Origin of the sequence: Bradyrhizobium sp. 137, from assembly GCF_023074095.1 — a bacterium.
In the GTDB taxonomy this organism is placed as follows: Bacteria; Pseudomonadota; Alphaproteobacteria; order Rhizobiales; family Xanthobacteraceae; genus Bradyrhizobium.
Map to the genome: position 1 here is coordinate 190,459 of NZ_JADPKU010000053.1, position 15,844 is coordinate 206,302.

The window sequence follows — 15,844 nt, forward strand, 5'->3', positions numbered from 1 at the left end:
CCTCCTGACGTGCGTCCGCTTACGCCGCCTCGCACTTGGCGGCGCTGTCGGCAAGGTGTCGTCCGGCAATGTAGCCGAAGGTCAGCGCCGGCCCAAGCGTGATGCCGGCGCCGGGATAGTTGCCGCCCATGATGCTCGCCATGTCGTTGCCGGCGGCATAGAGCCCCGGAATCACCCGGCCTTCGGCGTCGAGCGCGCGCGCGTTCTCGTCGGTGACGACGCCGGCATAAGTGCCGAGATCGCCGATCACCATCTTGATGGCGTAAAACGGGCCGTTCTCGATCGGCGCGACGCAGGGATTCGGGCCGTGCAGCGCATCGCCCTGGTAGCGATTATAGGCCTTCGAGCCCTTGCCGAAGGCGGCATCCTGGCCCTGTGGTGCGGTCGCATTGAATTGCTTGACGGTCTCGGTGAACGCCTTGGCATCGATCCCGGCCTTCGCCGCGAGCGCTTCCAGCGTGTCGCCACGCATGAGGTAGCCGGTCTTGAGGTGATGCCCGAGCGGCATCGGGAAGGGCGGCACGCAGCCGAGACCGTATTTGCGCAGCGTCTTGTGATCGCAGACCAGAAACGCCGCGATCTCTTCTCCGGGCTTGGCCGCCTTCACCATGGCCTGGACGAAGTCGTGATAGGAATTGCCCTCATTGGTAAAGCGCTTGCCGTCGCGCATCACCGCGATCACGCCGGGCTTGGCGCGGTCGATGAAATGCGGCATCACGCCCTTCGAGCCGTCCTTGCGCGTGGTCAGCGACACCGGCACCCAGGCGGCAGCGTTCGGCAGGCGATCCTCGACATGGCCGCCGGCACTTTCCGCAAGGCGCAGGCCGTCACCAATGTTGCCGGTCGGGCCCGGCGAATAGTGCTCCTTGCCCGTCGGCGCATGTGGAAACATCTTTCTGCGCCGCTCGACATCGTGCGGAAAGCCACCGCAGGCAAGCACGACGCCCTGGCGCGCGCGGACGCGCACATCGCGTCCCTCGCGCGCAACGATTGCGCCGGTCACGGTACCGTTCTCGACCGAGAGCTCGCGCACCGGCGAGGACAGCCACATCGGAATCTTCAGGTCGAGCGCGGATTTCGCCAGCCGTCCTGCGAGCGCATTGCCGTTGGTGAGCGTCATGCCGCGGCCGTAGCGCAGCACGTCCATGAGATGACGTGACAGGCGCTTGGCGACATAGGCCGCGGAGGTCAGCGACTTCGTCACGCGCATGAAGTGGATGATCTCTTTGCCGGAGCCGAGCATCATCCCGAACACGGTCAGTTCGGGCAGGGGCATGCCGAGGGTCTTGATGAGGTCGCCGAGCTCGCGGCCGTCGAATGGGCGCGTGACCATGGAGCGGCCGCCCTGCACACCGCCGGGCGCCTCGGCATGGTAGTCGGGAAACACTAGCGGCATGTCGAAGCGCAGCGCGGTCTTGGTAGTGAAGAAATCGACCGCTTCGGGGCCGGCGCTGAGGAATGCATCGACCCGCGCGGCGTCGTAATTGTTGCCGGCTTCGTGGCGGAGATAGGTGCGGGCCTGCTCCGGCGTCTCCTCGATGCCGTAAGCCCTGGCAAGCGAGGTGCCGGGAATCCAGAGCCAGCCGCCGGAGCGGGCGGTGGTGCCGCCGAAGCGCGGCTCCTTCTCGACAATGAGTACGTCGAGGCCGCGATAACGCGCGGTGATTGCCGCCGACATGCCGGAGGCGCCCGATCCGGCCACGAGCACATCGCACTCGTAAGTCTCAATTGTGCTTTGGTCGCTGCCGGTCATCTGGATCTCACTTCTTCAAGAGCGGACATTTGGACTCGGAGACCGGGCGGAAGGCGTCCTCGCCCTTCACGGTCTTGACGATGTCCAGATAGTCCCACGGCTCCTTGGACTGCTCGGGCGACTTCACCTTGGCGAGATACATGTCGCGGATGACGCGACCGTCCTCGCGCAAGCGTCCGCCATGGACGAATGTATCCTCGACCGGCAGCTCGCGCATCTTGGCCATGACCTTGGCCGAATCGTCGGTTCCGGCGGCCTTGATGGCCTTGAGATAATGCAGCACCGAGCCGTAGACGCCGGTCTGGATCATGGTCGGCATCACCTTGGTGCGCTCGTAGAACTTCTTCGACCAGGCCCGGGTCGCCTCGTCCATGGCCCAGTATGAGGCCGTGGTCATATAGGTGCCCTGCGCGGCCTTGAGGCCGATCGCGTGCACGTCGGTGTCGAACATCAACAGGCCGACCAGCTTCTGGCCGCCCTGCACCAGGCCGAATTCGCCCGACTGCTTGATGGCGTTGTCGGTGTCCTGGCCGGCATTGGCGAACGCGACCACGTCGGACTTCGAGCTCTGCGCCTGGAGCGCGAAGGAGGAGAAATCGGCGGTATTGGTCGGGTGCTTGACGCCGCCGAGCACCTTGCCGCCCATCTCGTTGATGAAGCGGGTTGCGTCCTTCTCGAGCTGCTGGCCGAAGGCGTAGTCGGCGGTGATGAAATACCAGGACTTGCCGCCTTCCTTGATCACGGCGGAGGCCGTCACCTTCGACAGCGCGTAGGTGTCGTAGGTGAAATGCACGGTGTTGGGGCTGCACAGCTCGTCGGTCAGCGAGCTCGCGCCGGGGCCGGAGAGCAGAGCGATCTTGTTGCGTTCGCGCACCATGTTGTGAACGGCGATGGCGATGCCGGAATTGGGGATGTCGACGACAGCGTCGACCTTGCCGTTGTCGAACCAGCCGCGCACGATCTGCACGCCGACGTCGGTCTTCATCTGGTGGTCGGCGCTGATGATCTCGATCGGCTTGCCGAGCACGGTCGGCCCGAATTCCTCCACCGCCATCTTGGCGGCTTCGACCGAGCCAGGCCCGCTGTTGTCGCGGCCCCAGCTCGACAGGTCCGTCAGCACGCCGATCCGGACCGCGTCGTCCGAGACTTGTGCAGTAGCAGCAGACGTCATGGCCGCGAGCATGGCGCAGGCCAAAAGCCCTCTCATCGTCGTTCCCTCGCTTATTGGCCGCTTGGCACGGCTGGTCGTTGTGGCTGCAGGTTAGATAATAGCAAATGAGTTTGTCAATGGCGAATGAGAGGTCGGATTCGGCAGTCAGGGTCCGTGCAGGACATGAGTTTGGAGCATCGGTGCTCATTCCAGCGCGATTTGGCCATGATGCGCACCGGAATCGACGGCAGGGCACGGCAGCGACAGGGTCTCTGCGCCAGCGGAGAACTCGACGACCGCGCATGTTGGCACGCTCGCGGCGTTCTCGAGCTATGCGGTCGGCTTCACGGCGCGGCTGATCGGCGGCGCGATCATCGGGCACTATGGCGGCCGGCTCGGCCGCCTCATCGTCGCGGCAAGCAGGCGGGATTTGCCGCGTTCGGAAACACCAGGAAGGTGATGGTCGCGGGCGCGAGCCGGATTGCTCCTGCCGGTGCTGCGTGCGCGTCAAGCCGGGGCAATCTGCCATCGGCAGTCAGCGCGAGCGTCTTGTCGTTCAGCTGCACAACCGTGCCTTGCAAACGCGCCGCATGCAGTGCGTACCGCTCGGCTGAGTCCGAGAGCGTCAGCGGGCGCGAGGCGCGGCGCGACGTGTTGATCGCGAGCAGCGACACCGCACCTGCCATGGTCGGATGGCAATGGGCGTAGAGATGAAGATCTGGCGAAGCGGCCCTGTCTGCATCGAGCACGGTCGGTCCCATCAGCCGCCGCCAGAGCAGCGCAGCCCAGTAACTCGGCCGCGGCCGGAACGTGGCTTCGTCGAGCAGACCGTAGTCGCTGGCAGCGAGGGTGTTGTGCATCACTACCTGGACGCCGGCCTTCGCCAGGCGTCCGAGCTGGTCGAGATAGCGGAACGTGTCGAGAAACGTCCCGTCCCATCGGTTGCCGCCGCAGGCCGCATCAGCCGTCTCAGTCAGCCAGATCGGCTTGCCCGGCTCGAATGTGTCGCGCAGCGCCTGGTAGGTCGCGCGTGTCGCATCCGTGCGTGCCAGCCATCCTTCCGAGAGCGCCTGCGCCGGATCATCGTGCCCGCCGCAGCGCGGCGAGATCGTGTTGTAGTGGTGATAGGAGAAGCGGTCGACCCCCGAACCGGATGCAGCGAGCAGATCGCGCGTGGTGATGCCCGCCCCGGATGGCGATGGCGCGTCGCCAACGGAGCCTGGACCGAGGATCAAGGTCTCAGGCGCCTCGCGCCGCACCCAGTCGCGGAAGATCTTGAAGTCGCGGCCATAGGCGGTCGCGTCATAGCCGGCGGGTGCGCCGTTGGTCGCTGCGAGCGTCGGCTCGTTCATGAATTCGGCGGCGGCGATGCGGCCGCCCAGCGCGCGCGTGGTGTCGATGAGCTGCTGCGCCTGATCCGGTTTCCACACGCCATCGGCATCGCGGCTGCCAGGACTGATCGCAAACGAGGTGACGATCTCGGCATCGACCGCGCGCGCGAACTCGACGACGCCGCGCCACTGGTCGTGGCTGAGGACGGAGTTGAACCCCGGCGGCGGCTTTCCCGGCGGGTCGGCCAAGAACGTCGCATTGGCCCAGGTGCCGCTCACGCGCAGATAGGCCGGCGACAAGGCGGCGGCGAGCAGGCGCAGGCGTGCATTGGTCAGATCGATCGGCGGTCTTGCGCTGTAACGATCCCGCTGGTCGAAGGTCCGTGCCGTTCGCGGATAGGGCTTCCAGAACCGTCCGCCGGTCACCTCCACCATTTCGATGTTGTAGGACTGAAAGCGCGTATCGACCGTTCCGATCGCCTTCAATTCCGCCGCCACGACGGGCCCGTCGCCGGCGCGCGCCGCGCACATCGTTGCGGCTGCGAGCAGCGCAATCGTCAGCGCGCATGCCGCTGCGCGACCGGTTGGGTGCGTTCCGTATCCCCCGCTGTCGTATGCGGCCCGGTGCTTCGTCATGCGTTGCCGGTCCGGATGCATAAGAGGCAACCCTGGTCTTTGCCAAGCTCGCCAATTTATCTCTATTTTACCCCGCGATCGATCCCGGGGGCTTCCGGGCCACCCGCCGCCGGTGGTCGCGGGCAGGGAGGGGGCGGGCCGTCAGCCGAGCATCAACCAGGGTGGGGCACAAAAAATTTGTGGCAGCCCCCTTGAAACTGATATCGCTTTTTCTAAGTCGTTTTTCGCCGCGAGAGCGGTGTGCCGGATGCCAGAATCGGGTCCGGCACGGGCGCCGGGCTGGTCTTTTCGGACCCGTCTGAAATCCCCGCCTTGCGCTCCTTCGTATCCATCTTGCTCTTTGGAGGACTTGGTTATGAGGACCAGTTTCGACTTCGCGCCCCTGTGGCGCTCCACCATCGGCTTCGACCACCTGGCCGACCTCGTCGACAGCACGCTGCGCCAGGCGACCGAGGACAATTATCCCCCCTACAACATCGAGCGTTCCGGCGAAGATCATTACCGGATCAGCCTTGCCGTGGCGGGCTTCGGCGCCAACGACATCACGGTGACGGCCGAACAGAACGCGCTCACGATCGAAGGCAGAAAGCCCGAGGGCGCCCCGCGCGAGTACCTCTATCAGGGCATCGCCGCGCGTCCTTTCCGGCGCGTGTTCAACCTCGCCGATTATGTCCAGGTGAAGCAGGCCTCCTTCCAGGACGGGCTCCTGATCATCGACCTCGTCCGCGAGGTTCCGGAAGCCATGAAGCCGCGCCGGATCGCGATCAACGGCGGCACACCTGCGGCATCGCAGATCGAGCAGAAGAAAGCAGCCTAAGCATTCGATCGGGCGAACGGCGGAACGCGGCGCTAGGATGCGCGCCGCGTTCCCCGATGCATGGAGGAGAGAACCATGGCTTTTCGTGATCTCATTCCCTGGTCGAGGAACCAGGAGCTCGCGCCTGCGCGCGATAACTTCGATCCGTTCCTGACGCTTCATCGCGAGATGAACCGTCTGTTCGACGATGTCTTCCGCGGCTTCGGCGGGACCAGCCTGTCGCCGCTGATGGAGGGCCGTTTCGGCTGGCCAAAGGTCGAGCTCAGCGAGACCGACAAGACGCTGACCGTTTCGGCCGAACTTCCCGGACTGGAGGAGAAGGACGTCCAGGTCGAGATCGCCAATGGCGTCCTGACGCTCCGCGGCGAGAAAAAAGCCGAGCGCAACGGCGAAGGCAGGTACTTTACCGAGCGCTATTATGGTGCTTTCGAGCGGCAGATCCCGCTGGAGGGCGTCGAGGAGGACAAGGCCGAGGCGTCGTTCAAGAATGGCGTCCTGACCGTGTCGCTGCCGAAGTCGGAAAAAGCACGCGAAGGCGTCAAGCGCATCGCGATCAACACTCATTAGCATCAATCGCGGACGGCGGCGGTCGGCGCCGCCGTCCATCGTCAACAAACCCGTCCCTTGGAAAGGAGCATGAGGGGAGGACCGATGACCAACGTGAACACCAATGCCGGCACTCTCAGCCCGCTGTTTCATCCCGCTGCCCATTACGACTCGCCTGCCGACGTCCTGAATGCAGAGGAGCTCTCCACGCCGGAGAAGCGGATCATCCTGTCATCCTGGGCCTCGGACATGTACGCGGTCGAATCCTGTCCCGCGCTGCGCGAGATACCAGGCATGAGCCACACCGTGCGGCTCGCCGATATTCTGACGGCGTTGCGCCGGCTCGACGGCGACAATGACAATGACGACCCGCCGCGCGGGGGCGGCGTCCCGATGCGGTTGCGGCGGCCCTGGGCCGCCGCCGAGAGGCGAGCCGCATGATGCTCACGCACACTGTTCTGACGCTCGTGCTGATCGGTCAGGCCTCGGCGGCCTTCGCCGTTCCTTATCTGGCCATGCACGGTCTCACCGCCGCGCCGCGTGACTGAGGCCACAAAGTTCTTCCATTCTGGGCTAGGCGGCAGGTGACGAAGATGAATGCTGTGCGTTTGCTTTCGCTGGCGTTGCTGTTGCTGACGCTCACGGCATCGCAGCCCGCCGCTGGCCAAATTCCGGACCTGAAGACGGGCGGCTCTGTGCCGACCCTGGCGCCGCTGGTGCGTCAGGTGACGCCGGCCGTGGTCAACATCTCCGTGCATGGCCGTGTGCGCGAGGACAATCCGCTCTATCGCGACCCGCTCTTCCGCGAGTTCTTCGACGTCCCCCGGCAGATCGAGAAGGAGGTCAACGCGACCGGCTCGGGGGTCATCGTCGATGCACAGCGCGGCTACGTACTCACCAACAATCACGTGGTCGATGGCACCTCCGCCGTTCAGATCACCACCAAGGACGGCCGGCAGTTCTCGGCGAAGGTCATCGGCCGCGATCCGCCGACGGACGTTGCGGTGCTCCAGATCCAGAGCCCGGCCGGGCTCAAGGCGCTTTCCTTCGGCGACAGCGACGCGCTCGAAGTCGGCGATTTCGTGCTTGCGATCGGCAACCCATTCGGCCTCGGCCAGACCGTGACGTCCGGCCTCGTCAGCGCGCTGGGCCGGACCGGACTCGGCAAGCAGGGTTATGAGGACTTCATCCAGACCGATGCTGCGATCAATCCCGGCAATTCCGGCGGGGCGCTGGTCAGCTTGCGCGGAGAACTGGTGGGCATCAACTCGGCCATCATCTCGCCTGCCGGCGGCAATGTCGGCATCGGATTTGCAATTCCCGTCAACATGGCGCGGAAGGTGATGGAGCAGATCGTCGCCAAGGGCCGCGTCGAGCGCGGCCGGATCGGCATTTCGCTGAAGGACTTGCATCCATCAGTCAACAAGGGATTCAACGAAGGTGCCGTCATCGCGGACATTGCGGCGGATTCGCCGGCGCAACAGGCAGGCCTGCGCAAGGGCGATATCATCATCAGGGCCGACGACCGCCCGATCCGCACCGCCGCCCAGCTCCGCAACACGATCGGCCTTGCGCGCATCGGCGAGGAAGTCAAACTCGTCCTGCTGCGCAATGGCGCCCCGCTAACGGCGGTCGTGAGAGTCGCTCCCGCGCCCGAACCAAGCAGTGCCGCCGCTGGCAACCGTTTCGTCCGTTAGCGGGTTCGCACCGCGCGGTATCCAGCAAGCCGCGCCGATCCATGTTGCTGGCACACCAAATATCGACTATCAGCCGGATCGGCGCGCATGACGCTGCCCAAGCAAAGGCAAAGGGAGCATCCGAGATGACCTCACCCACGCGACGTGATTTGCTCGCAACCGCTGCGGCGGCTACCGCCGTTTCGATGACCGGGGTCGCACCGGCCGCCGCGCAGGCCGGACCCAAGCCGATCTTTCCGGTGCCGATGGTGACGATCCCGATCGTCGGTGAGACCCAGGTGTTTCAGGTGCGCCGCATCTACTGCATCGGGCGCAATTACGCGGCGCACGCGATCGAGCGCGGCTCGGATCCGAACCGCGAGCCGCCGTTCTTCTTCCAGAAGCCGACCGACGCGATTCAGAACGTCGCGATCGGCGAGGTCGCCGATCATCCCTATCCGTCGCTGACCAAGAACTATCATCACGAGGTCGAGCTGGTTGCGGCGCTGAAATCGGGCGGCACCAACATTCCGGTCGAGAAGGCGCTCGACCATGTCTATGGCTATGCGCTCGGGCTCGACATGACCCGGCGCGATCTTCAGAACGGCATGGCCGCGGAGAAGAAGCCCTGGGAGATCGGCAAGAGCTTTGATCATGCGGCCGTGCTCGGTCCGATTCACCCGGCAAGCAAGACCGGCCATTTCGAGAAGGGTGCGATTTCGCTGGCAGTCAACGGCGCCGTCCGGCAGAACTCCGATCTCAGCAAGATGATCTGGAGCGTCGCCGAGCAGATCGCAAAGCTGTCGGAAGCGTTCGAGCTGAAGGCGGGCGACATCATCTATTCCGGCACGCCGGAGAATGTCGGCCCGGTGGTGAAGGGCGACGTGCTGTTGTGCAAGCTCGAGGGCCTGCCGGACGTGTCGATCAGGATCGTCTAGCAGTTGCTCTGAGTGGCCCGCGTGGAGCCCCGGTTGAGGGCGCAAGAGCTGCGAACGCCGAGTTCCATCGATTGCCCTTGGTTGGCCGGCAAGCGAACTTGGTACGGCCATATTTGAGCAGGAGTGATCTGCCGCGAGGGAGGCGCTCCGATGAACAAGGCTGTGATCACCGCTATTGCAATGCTGGCTTGTGTGCCGGCGAGCGCAGTTGCGCAGGAGCGCGCGGGCGATGCAGCGCTCGGCGCCTTATCCGGTGCGGTCGTACTTGGCCCGGTCGGAGCCGTCGCCGGAGCGTTGGTTGGTTACACCGCCGGACCTTCGATCGCCCGGTCCTGGGGCCTGAGTGGTTCGCAGTCGGCAAGACACCGGCAGCCGCCACGTCGCGCTGCCGCGACCCGCGTCCCACCGCGCACGCGCGAGGCGATGGCTGCCAATGGCCAGACGAGCGCTGCCGGCAACCCGACCCCGCCGGTTCAAGCCGAGCCTGCCGTGCCGGCGCAGACCTCGGCTCCGCCCGTTCAGGGGTTCGACTGACGGCGCGGCTTCAACCGACACACCTTCGGCAGGTTGAAGGTCGCCCGCGCGGTCAGCCGAAGTGACGGCGATCTAGGGTTGGCCCAGGATCTTCTTCGCGGCGCGAAGATGCGGCTTGTCGATCATCTGGCCGTCGAGCCGCAGCGTGCCGGCATTCGGATTGCTCGCGAATGCCGCGATTACCTTCTCCGCCCATGTGCGTTCGGCCTCCGTCGGCTCGAAGGCCGCGTTGACGACATCGACATGCTTGGGATGGATCAGCGCCTTGGCTGCAAAACCGTCGCGCCGTGCCGCGCGCGTCTCGGCGTCGAGGCCGGCGAGATTGTCAATGTCGGTATAGACGGTGTCGATCGGCGCAACCTCGGCCGCGGCCGCCGCCATCAGGCAGAGATCGCGCGCGAGCCGATAGGGGCTGTGGAACACGCCGCCCGAGGCTTTCTCGGTGGCGCCGAGCGAAGCCGAGAGATCTTCGGCACCCCACATCAGTCCAGCGAGGCGAGGGGAGCAGCCTTTGTAGCTGCCAAGCCCGAAGATGGAGCCGGCGGTCTCCGTCGCGACGCAGACGATGCGCGTCGCGCCGACCGCGATGCCGGCCGCCGCCTCGAACGCTTCGAGCCAGGTCGCCACCTGCCGCACATCGTCGCCGCCTTGCGATTTCGGCAGCACGATGCCGTCGGGCTTGCCCGGCATCACCGTGGCGAGATCGACAAGCGTCATGCCGGTGTCGAGCGCGTTGACACGGACATAGAGCTGGTGCGGGCCGCGAGAGCCCTTCAGCATCGCCAGCGTCAACCCGCGCGCCTGCTCCTTCTTCTCGGCGACGACGGAATCCTCGAGGTCTATGATCAGCGCGTCGGCCTTGCCTTCGCTCGCTTTCTCGAATTTGCGCGGGGAATCACCCGGCACGAACAGCATCGAACGCATCAGACCGGCCTCTTGTGCATCATCGCCATGCGCCGGCATTTGCCGACGATCTCGTCGTTCTGGTTGAGGGCGTGGTGCTCGAACTCGACGATGCCTGCCCTCGGGCGCGATTTCGATTCCCGCAACGAAAGCACCTTCGTCGTCGCCCGCAACGTGTCGCCGTGGAAGACCGGCTTTGGAAAAGTGACGTCGGTCATGCCGAGATTGGCAACAGTGGTCCCGAGGGTCGTATCATAGACCGTCATGCCGATCATGATACCGAGGGTGTAAAGACTGTTGAAAATGCGCTGGCCGAACTCGGTCTTCTCGGCGAAATGCGCATCGATGTGCAGCGGCTGCGGATTGAGCGTCAGCAGGCTGAACATGGTGTTGTCCATCTCCGTGACGGTCCGGGTCAGCGGATGCCTGAACTCCTGGCCTACGGAGAAGTCCTCGAAATAAAGTCCGGCCATCGCGGTTTCCCTCCTTGCGAAATAACGACGCGCTCGCACCGTCGCGCCGCATGACCCTATGCATGGTACACGCACTTGGCAGGCAAATTCACGTATCTGTACTGAGTTTTTCGAGCTAAAGAACGCAAGCGAGGGAAGGTCCGGCGCGGCAATCTTCCATCGCCGGTTGGGTGGGCTCAAAGATCGGGCACGTGAGTCGCCGCGGCTCCTAGCACGGAGATCAAGAACATGGATTTCGCGCTCACCGATCAGCAGGAAGCCATTCGCGACGCCATCGCCAAGATCTGCGAAGGCTTTCCCGATGCCTATTGGCTGAAGAAGGATCACGACGGCGGCTTCCCGCACGACTTTCACAAGGCGCTGGCAGATGCCGGCTGGCTCGGCATCTGCGTGCCGGAGGAGTATGGCGGCTCCGGGCTAGGCATTACCGAAGCCGCGATCATGATGCGCACCATCGCGGAATCAGGTGCCGGCATGTCCGGCGCGTCCGCGGTGCATATCAACGTGTTCGGACTCAACCCCGTCGTCGTGTTCGGCACCGAGGAGCAGCGCAAGCGCATGCTGCCGCCGATGGTCGAGGGTCGCGAGAAAGCCTGTTTCGCGGTTACCGAGCCCAACACCGGTCTCAACACCACCCAGCTCAAGACCCGCGCGGTCGCCAAGAACGATCGCTACATCGTCAACGGCCAGAAGGTGTGGATATCGACCGCGCAGGTCGCGCACAAGATCCTGCTGCTGGCGCGCACCACCCCGCTGGAACAGGTGCGCTCGCCGACCCACGGCCTCAGCCTGTTCTACACCGATTTCGACCGCAACAAGATTAAGGTCCACGAGATCGAGAAGATGGGCCGCAAGATCGTCGATTCCAACGAGCTGTTCTTCGAGGATTTTGAAATCCCGATGGAGGATCGGATCGGCGAGGAAGGCAAAGGCTTCGAGTACATCCTCGAAGGCATGAACCCGGAGCGTATCCTGATCGCGGCGGAAGCGGTCGGTCTCGGCAAGCTCGCGCTATCGCGTGCGACCGAATACGCCAAGACGCGTGTGGTGTTCAACCGGCCCATCGGCAAGAATCAGGGCATCCAGCATCCGCTGGCGGTGAACTGGGTCGAGCTCGAGGCGGCCTGGCTGATGGTGATGTCGGCGGCCTGGCAATACGACAAGCGCATGCCCTGCGGCGCCGCCGCCAATGCGGCAAAGTATCTCGCTGGCGAGGCAGGCTTCTCGGCTTGCGAGCAGGCGGTGATGACCCATGGCGGCTTCGGCTATGCCAAGGAATTCCATGTCGAGCGCTATTTGCGCGAGATCCTGATTCCGCGCATCGCGCCGGTCAGTCCGCAGCTCGCGCTCAGCTTCATCGCGGAAAAGGTGCTTGGCCTCGCCAAGTCTTACTGAGCGACCTTCGGGCGCAAGCTCAAAAGGCTGTTCCTATTCAGCGGCGATCCGGTCCATGGCCATGGCACGAAGCCGGGCGCGCTGAATCTTGACGCCATTGGCGCTGTCGGTGACGGGGAAGGCATCCACGACATAGACCCGCGCCGGCACCTTGTAGCCGGCGAGCCGCTCGCGCACATGGGCGATTAGCGCTTCCTGTCGTGGTGGCTCTCCAGCTGGAATTACGAAGGCGACGCAGCGGGCCTGTCCCTTCAGGTCGATCGCGACCACCTGGGCGTCGGCGACACCCGCGCACGATTTGAGCTCGTCTTCGATCTCGCCGGGCGCGACCAGGAAGCCGCCGAGCCGCATCGCATCGCCGGCACGGGTCTCGTAGACGAACGAACCATCCCCGCGCAGCCGGCCGATGTCGCCGGTGCGGAAGAAGCCATCGGCGGTGATCGCTTCCCGCGTCGCCTCGGGATTGTTGAAGTAGCCGAGGAAGCATGACGGCGCGCTGATCTCGATCTCGCCGGAGCCGCCCCGGGCCGCAAGCTCGCCGGTCTCGACATCGCGGATGCGGATTTTCGCGTCCGGCGACATCGGCCAGCCGCCGCCTTCGATGCGATCGGCGAAGGCATCGCTGCCGCGGCCGATCGAGAACAGCGCCTGCACCTCGCTCGAACCGTACAAGCCGAACAGCGGCATACCGCGCACTTCGGCCTCCGCGGCCAACTCGCGCCAGCCGGGCTGGAATGCGGCGAAGCCGCAGATTTCGAGATGCGGAAACGGTCGTGGTGCATCGGTGAGCGCGAGGATGCGGCGGAACATCTCGTCCGAGCCGAACGAATGCGTGATCCTGCACTCGCCGAGGATCCTCACGGCCGGCGCCGCCTCGAAAGCATCGAGTACATGGATGGTCGCGCCCGCTGCGATGAAACCGAGCATGCTTGTCATGCCAAAAGTGCCGCATAACGGCAGCATCGCCAGCAGCGAATGGCGCTGCGGATCAAGCTGCAGCGCCTTGGCGACGGACGCGGCATGCGTCGCCAGCGTCCGCTGCGAATGGGCGACGAGCTTCGGGCCCTTCGTCGTGCCCGATGTCGTGTACAGCAGGACGGGCAGATCGACGTCCTCCTGAGCCGGCGGGGCAGGCGGATAAGACCTGTCGAAGGCATCGAACCGCACACTCGGCCATTGCGCGGGGATCGCGGTCTTGCCCACCACGGCAAGCTGTTGCAGCGCGGGCACCTCGTCCTTGGCGACACCGGCGAGAATGGCGGCAAAATCGATCGAGCGGAACGCGGCCTCGACCACCATCAGCTTGGCACCGGACAGGCGGAGCAGATGCGCGACCTCCGCACTGCGATAGCGCGTATTGACGGCGGCGACGACCGCGCCCAGGCGGCCGGCGGCGAACAGCAGTGCGAGCCATTCGATCCGGTTGACCAGCCAGACGGCGACGACGTCGCCCCTCCCGATGCCCTGCGCGGCCAGCCAGGCGGCGGTCTGCTCGATCCTTCCTGAGAGCTCCGCACGCGAGATCGGCGTGCCATCGAACATGAGGACGCGACTGGCGGTCTCGGTCGGGAGCAGCGATTGCAGCGAACATCTGTCGATCAGCATGCAATCGGAGTAACCCGATCGTGCAAAGCTGTCTACTTGGTGCCGAACATCCGATCGCCGGCATCGCCCAGGCCCGGCACGATATAGCCGTGGTCGTTGAGCCGCTCGTCGATGGCGGCGGTCCAGACCGGCACGTCGGGATGCTCGCTCTGGAACTGCGCGATGCCCTCGGGCGCGGCCAAGAGGCAGACGAAGCGGATGTCGCGGGCACCGCGCGCCTTGAGCAGGGACGCGCCGGCGCAGGCCGAATTGCCGGTGGCCAGCATCGGATCCATCAGGATCACGGTGCGATCGGACAGGTCCTGCGGTGCCTTGAAGTAATATTCCACGGCTTGCAACGTCTCGGGGTCGCGGTAGAGCCCGATATGAGCGATGCGCGCCGAGGGCATCAGCGCCAGCATGCCGTCGAGGAAGCCGACGCCCGCGCGCAGGATCGGCGCCAGGGTGAGCTTCTTGCCGGCGATCTTCGGCGCCTGCATCGGGGCGATCGGCGTCTCGATGTCCACCAGCTCCAGCGGCAGGTCGCGCGTCACCTCGTAGCCGAGCAGCATCCCGATCTCGTTCAGGATCTCGCGAAAGCTCTTGGTCGAGCGGTCCTTCTCGCGCATCAAGGAGAGCTTGTGCTGGACCAGGGGGTGGGCGACCACGTTGACGCTGCTTGTGCTCATAAAACCGCTCTACACGGTTCCGTGAAATTGCGCCAGATCGGCCGAGTCTTTTCCGCGGGATATGCCGCCTCAACTGGGCATCGCGTACTGCGCTGCGTGCCCGGTTGCTCGCCTCATAGGCAGACGTGGTCTATTCGCGGTCGATCGCCATGCGCATGGCCCGTGAGCAGCTAGGCGCCGAGCCTGCGTGCCAGAAGCGTGATCACGAGCGTCAGGATCGCGCCCCAGATCAGGCTCAACGCTTTGGTCAGGACGGTCGTGGTGATCACGTGCTCCAGGTGTCCCTTGAAGGGATGCATGCTACTTGTCCGGGGCGGGCGCCGCGCCGATGCGCATGCCGAGCAGCAGTGCAGCCATCAATGCCAGGATGATGATCTTGAGTCCGATCATGCGTTATCTCGCGAGGCACAGAATTGCTGTCCTCAGCGCGATCAGCGCTGTGAGCACGCTGCCCATCGAGAGGACGGCGAGCCCATGCCGGACGATACGTTTGAGCCGGGCTCTGCGCAGCGTCGACATTTCTGGTGTCCTTCCATTAGGAGCGTCTAGCCGAAATTGTCGCACGTGATCGGCTGGTAGAGTGGCTCTCGCAGCGGACGGACAGAAGAAACGCTCGGTCGCGGTGTCTCCGCACGCTCGGTCCGGACTTCAGCGAAGGCCGACAGCAGGGCAAGCGAAAGGTCGACATGGCGCGCCTCGACCGCGGTGTCGAGCCAGTCCGGCAACTCGCGTTCGCGCGACAGCGCGCAATGCCACTCGCCCTCGTCATAGGCGATACGGCGGACCTGCCACCTCGGCAGCTCGAGCTCCACCAGCGCCAGCGCCGCATCGGCCCAGGCCTCGACGTCGATCAGGCGCACGATCCGTGTGGTGCGTTCGCTTTGCCCGAGCGAGGGAACGCGCCGGCAGGCGTGCTCGATGATGTCGAGCATCAGCGCCCGTGTCATCGCCGGTGCCGCGCGAAGCCGCTCGCTCAGGGAAGGCGGGTCAAGGCGTCGGAGTGAGGCGGTCATATCAGGCCTCCTGGAATTTGCGTCGGTCAGTCGGCCGGCATTGCCAAGATGGCCGGGAGGGTATTTGAAAGCGAGATGAGGATCGGGCGAGAGATATATGGATTTCATAAGTGCATGGAGTCTTCCGGGTAGGAGCGACAGATGCGACTGTCGGCTGCGCCGCAGGTGGAGACTTATAGAAGCAGGGCTTTTTGGAAACCCCGGAGTCCGCCTGACGTAACGATCGGCAGCGCAAGCGATGATCGGATTGCATCGCCGCGTGCCTGTCCGGAACGATCGCCCGGAATGATATGTCGGTGTGGCGGCTACGGCCTTTATGAGATTCCTATAACGTCGCCATGGGCCTCATCTCGAAAACCTATGCCCGTGGTGTCACTTCAGCGCGGTCAAAAGTCCCGGCCGGAGC

16 protein-coding genes are annotated in these 15,844 nt (G+C 64.7%); 7 read left to right on the forward strand and 9 right to left on the reverse strand.

Going from position 1 to position 15,844, the window contains the following annotated elements:
- Positions 1-19: 19 nt before the first annotated feature.
- From IVA78_RS14865 to IVA78_RS14875, 3 genes are all read right to left on the reverse strand, one after another.
- Positions 20-1,753 (reverse strand): FAD-dependent oxidoreductase, encoded by a 1,734-nt coding sequence (locus IVA78_RS14865; RefSeq protein WP_247278314.1) that lies wholly within the window; start codon positions 1,751-1,753, stop codon positions 20-22.
- A gap of 7 nt (positions 1,754-1,760) precedes the next feature.
- On the reverse strand, positions 1,761-2,960 hold the full coding sequence (locus IVA78_RS14870; RefSeq protein ID WP_247278315.1) for an ABC transporter substrate-binding protein: 1,200 nt from the start codon (positions 2,958-2,960) through the stop codon (positions 1,761-1,763).
- Between the two features lie 347 nt (positions 2,961-3,307).
- Positions 3,308-4,870 (reverse strand): hypothetical protein, encoded by a 1,563-nt coding sequence (locus IVA78_RS14875; RefSeq protein WP_247278316.1) that lies wholly within the window; start codon positions 4,868-4,870, stop codon positions 3,308-3,310.
- Positions 4,871-5,225: 355 nt separating this feature from the next.
- On the opposite strand from IVA78_RS14875, the gene IVA78_RS14880 reads away from it, so the two are divergent.
- The 6 genes from IVA78_RS14880 to IVA78_RS14905 all read left to right on the forward strand — a co-directional run bounded on the left by IVA78_RS14880 (position 5,226) and on the right by IVA78_RS14905 (position 9,381).
- On the forward strand, positions 5,226-5,687 hold the full coding sequence (locus tag IVA78_RS14880) for an Hsp20 family protein (protein WP_247278317.1): 462 nt from the start codon (positions 5,226-5,228) through the stop codon (positions 5,685-5,687).
- 75 nt (positions 5,688-5,762) lie between these two features.
- Positions 5,763-6,254, forward strand: coding sequence for an Hsp20/alpha crystallin family protein (locus IVA78_RS14885; protein WP_247278318.1), 492 nt, complete (start codon positions 5,763-5,765; stop codon positions 6,252-6,254).
- Between the two features lie 84 nt (positions 6,255-6,338).
- Complete coding sequence (locus IVA78_RS14890) at positions 6,339-6,674, forward strand: hypothetical protein (RefSeq protein WP_247449799.1); 336 nt, start codon at positions 6,339-6,341, stop codon at positions 6,672-6,674.
- A 152-nt stretch (positions 6,675-6,826) separates the two neighbouring features.
- Entirely contained in the window at positions 6,827-7,930 is a 1,104-nt protein-coding gene (locus IVA78_RS14895) for a trypsin-like peptidase domain-containing protein (RefSeq protein WP_247278320.1), read from the forward strand.
- 125 nt (positions 7,931-8,055) lie between these two features.
- Complete coding sequence (locus IVA78_RS14900) at positions 8,056-8,847, forward strand: fumarylacetoacetate hydrolase family protein (RefSeq protein WP_247278321.1); 792 nt, start codon at positions 8,056-8,058, stop codon at positions 8,845-8,847.
- 150 nt (positions 8,848-8,997) lie between these two features.
- Complete coding sequence (locus tag IVA78_RS14905; protein WP_247466124.1) at positions 8,998-9,381, forward strand: hypothetical protein; 384 nt, start codon at positions 8,998-9,000, stop codon at positions 9,379-9,381.
- 72 nt (positions 9,382-9,453) lie between these two features.
- On the opposite strand, the gene IVA78_RS14910 is transcribed toward IVA78_RS14905, so the two are convergent.
- Positions 9,454-10,305, reverse strand: a complete 852-nt coding sequence (locus tag IVA78_RS14910; protein WP_247420958.1) for a CoA ester lyase — start codon at positions 10,303-10,305, stop codon at positions 9,454-9,456.
- Positions 10,305-10,757, reverse strand: a complete 453-nt coding sequence (locus IVA78_RS14915) for a MaoC family dehydratase (protein WP_126255091.1) — start codon at positions 10,755-10,757, stop codon at positions 10,305-10,307. The genes IVA78_RS14910 and IVA78_RS14915 overlap by 1 nt, the downstream gene beginning before the upstream one ends.
- A gap of 228 nt (positions 10,758-10,985) precedes the next feature.
- Here IVA78_RS14915 and IVA78_RS14920 point away from each other — a divergent pair, with 228 nt between their 5' ends.
- Positions 10,986-12,152, forward strand: coding sequence for an acyl-CoA dehydrogenase family protein (locus IVA78_RS14920; RefSeq protein WP_247278324.1), 1,167 nt, complete (start codon positions 10,986-10,988; stop codon positions 12,150-12,152).
- Positions 12,153-12,185: 33 nt separating this feature from the next.
- On the opposite strand, the gene IVA78_RS14925 is transcribed toward IVA78_RS14920, so the two are convergent.
- From IVA78_RS14925 to IVA78_RS14935, 4 genes are all read right to left on the reverse strand, one after another.
- Complete coding sequence (locus IVA78_RS14925; protein WP_247278325.1) at positions 12,186-13,757, reverse strand: AMP-binding protein; 1,572 nt, start codon at positions 13,755-13,757, stop codon at positions 12,186-12,188.
- 32 nt (positions 13,758-13,789) lie between these two features.
- On the reverse strand, positions 13,790-14,425 hold the full coding sequence (gene upp / locus IVA78_RS14930) for a uracil phosphoribosyltransferase (protein WP_130216606.1): 636 nt from the start codon (positions 14,423-14,425) through the stop codon (positions 13,790-13,792).
- Positions 14,426-14,595: 170 nt separating this feature from the next.
- Positions 14,596-14,724, reverse strand: a complete 129-nt coding sequence (locus tag IVA78_RS34400; protein ID WP_256464592.1) for a hypothetical protein — start codon at positions 14,722-14,724, stop codon at positions 14,596-14,598.
- Between the two features lie 246 nt (positions 14,725-14,970).
- The gene (locus IVA78_RS14935) at positions 14,971-15,438 is read right to left on the reverse strand and encodes a hypothetical protein (RefSeq protein WP_247278326.1); all 468 of its coding nucleotides are present in this window, start codon (positions 15,436-15,438) and stop codon (positions 14,971-14,973) included.
- Positions 15,439-15,844: the final 406 nt, after the last annotated feature.

What these genes read in the sequence shown, in the direction of transcription:
- IVA78_RS14865 (WP_247278314.1), bottom strand. Translation starts at nt 1,753, where the DNA reads ATGACCGGCAGCGACCAAAGCACAATTGAGACTTACGAGTGCGATGTG.
- IVA78_RS14870 (WP_247278315.1), bottom strand. Translation starts at nt 2,960, where the DNA reads ATGAGAGGGCTTTTGGCCTGCGCCATGCTCGCGGCCATGACGTCTGCT.
- IVA78_RS14875 (WP_247278316.1), bottom strand. Translation starts at nt 4,870, where the DNA reads ATGACGAAGCACCGGGCCGCATACGACAGCGGGGGATACGGAACGCAC.
- IVA78_RS14880 (WP_247278317.1), top strand. Translation starts at nt 5,226, where the DNA reads ATGAGGACCAGTTTCGACTTCGCGCCCCTGTGGCGCTCCACCATCGGC.
- IVA78_RS14885 (WP_247278318.1), top strand. Translation starts at nt 5,763, where the DNA reads ATGGCTTTTCGTGATCTCATTCCCTGGTCGAGGAACCAGGAGCTCGCG.
- IVA78_RS14890 (WP_247449799.1), top strand. Translation starts at nt 6,339, where the DNA reads ATGACCAACGTGAACACCAATGCCGGCACTCTCAGCCCGCTGTTTCAT.
- IVA78_RS14895 (WP_247278320.1), top strand. Translation starts at nt 6,827, where the DNA reads ATGAATGCTGTGCGTTTGCTTTCGCTGGCGTTGCTGTTGCTGACGCTC.
- IVA78_RS14900 (WP_247278321.1), top strand. Translation starts at nt 8,056, where the DNA reads ATGACCTCACCCACGCGACGTGATTTGCTCGCAACCGCTGCGGCGGCT.
- IVA78_RS14905 (WP_247466124.1), top strand. Translation starts at nt 8,998, where the DNA reads ATGAACAAGGCTGTGATCACCGCTATTGCAATGCTGGCTTGTGTGCCG.
- IVA78_RS14910 (WP_247420958.1), bottom strand. Translation starts at nt 10,305, where the DNA reads ATGCGTTCGATGCTGTTCGTGCCGGGTGATTCCCCGCGCAAATTCGAG.
- IVA78_RS14915 (WP_126255091.1), bottom strand. Translation starts at nt 10,757, where the DNA reads ATGGCCGGACTTTATTTCGAGGACTTCTCCGTAGGCCAGGAGTTCAGG.
- IVA78_RS14920 (WP_247278324.1), top strand. Translation starts at nt 10,986, where the DNA reads ATGGATTTCGCGCTCACCGATCAGCAGGAAGCCATTCGCGACGCCATC.
- IVA78_RS14925 (WP_247278325.1), bottom strand. Translation starts at nt 13,757, where the DNA reads ATGCTGATCGACAGATGTTCGCTGCAATCGCTGCTCCCGACCGAGACC.
- upp (WP_130216606.1), bottom strand. Translation starts at nt 14,425, where the DNA reads ATGAGCACAAGCAGCGTCAACGTGGTCGCCCACCCCCTGGTCCAGCAC.
- IVA78_RS34400 (WP_256464592.1), bottom strand. Translation starts at nt 14,724, where the DNA reads ATGCATCCCTTCAAGGGACACCTGGAGCACGTGATCACCACGACCGTC.
- IVA78_RS14935 (WP_247278326.1), bottom strand. Translation starts at nt 15,438, where the DNA reads ATGACCGCCTCACTCCGACGCCTTGACCCGCCTTCCCTGAGCGAGCGG.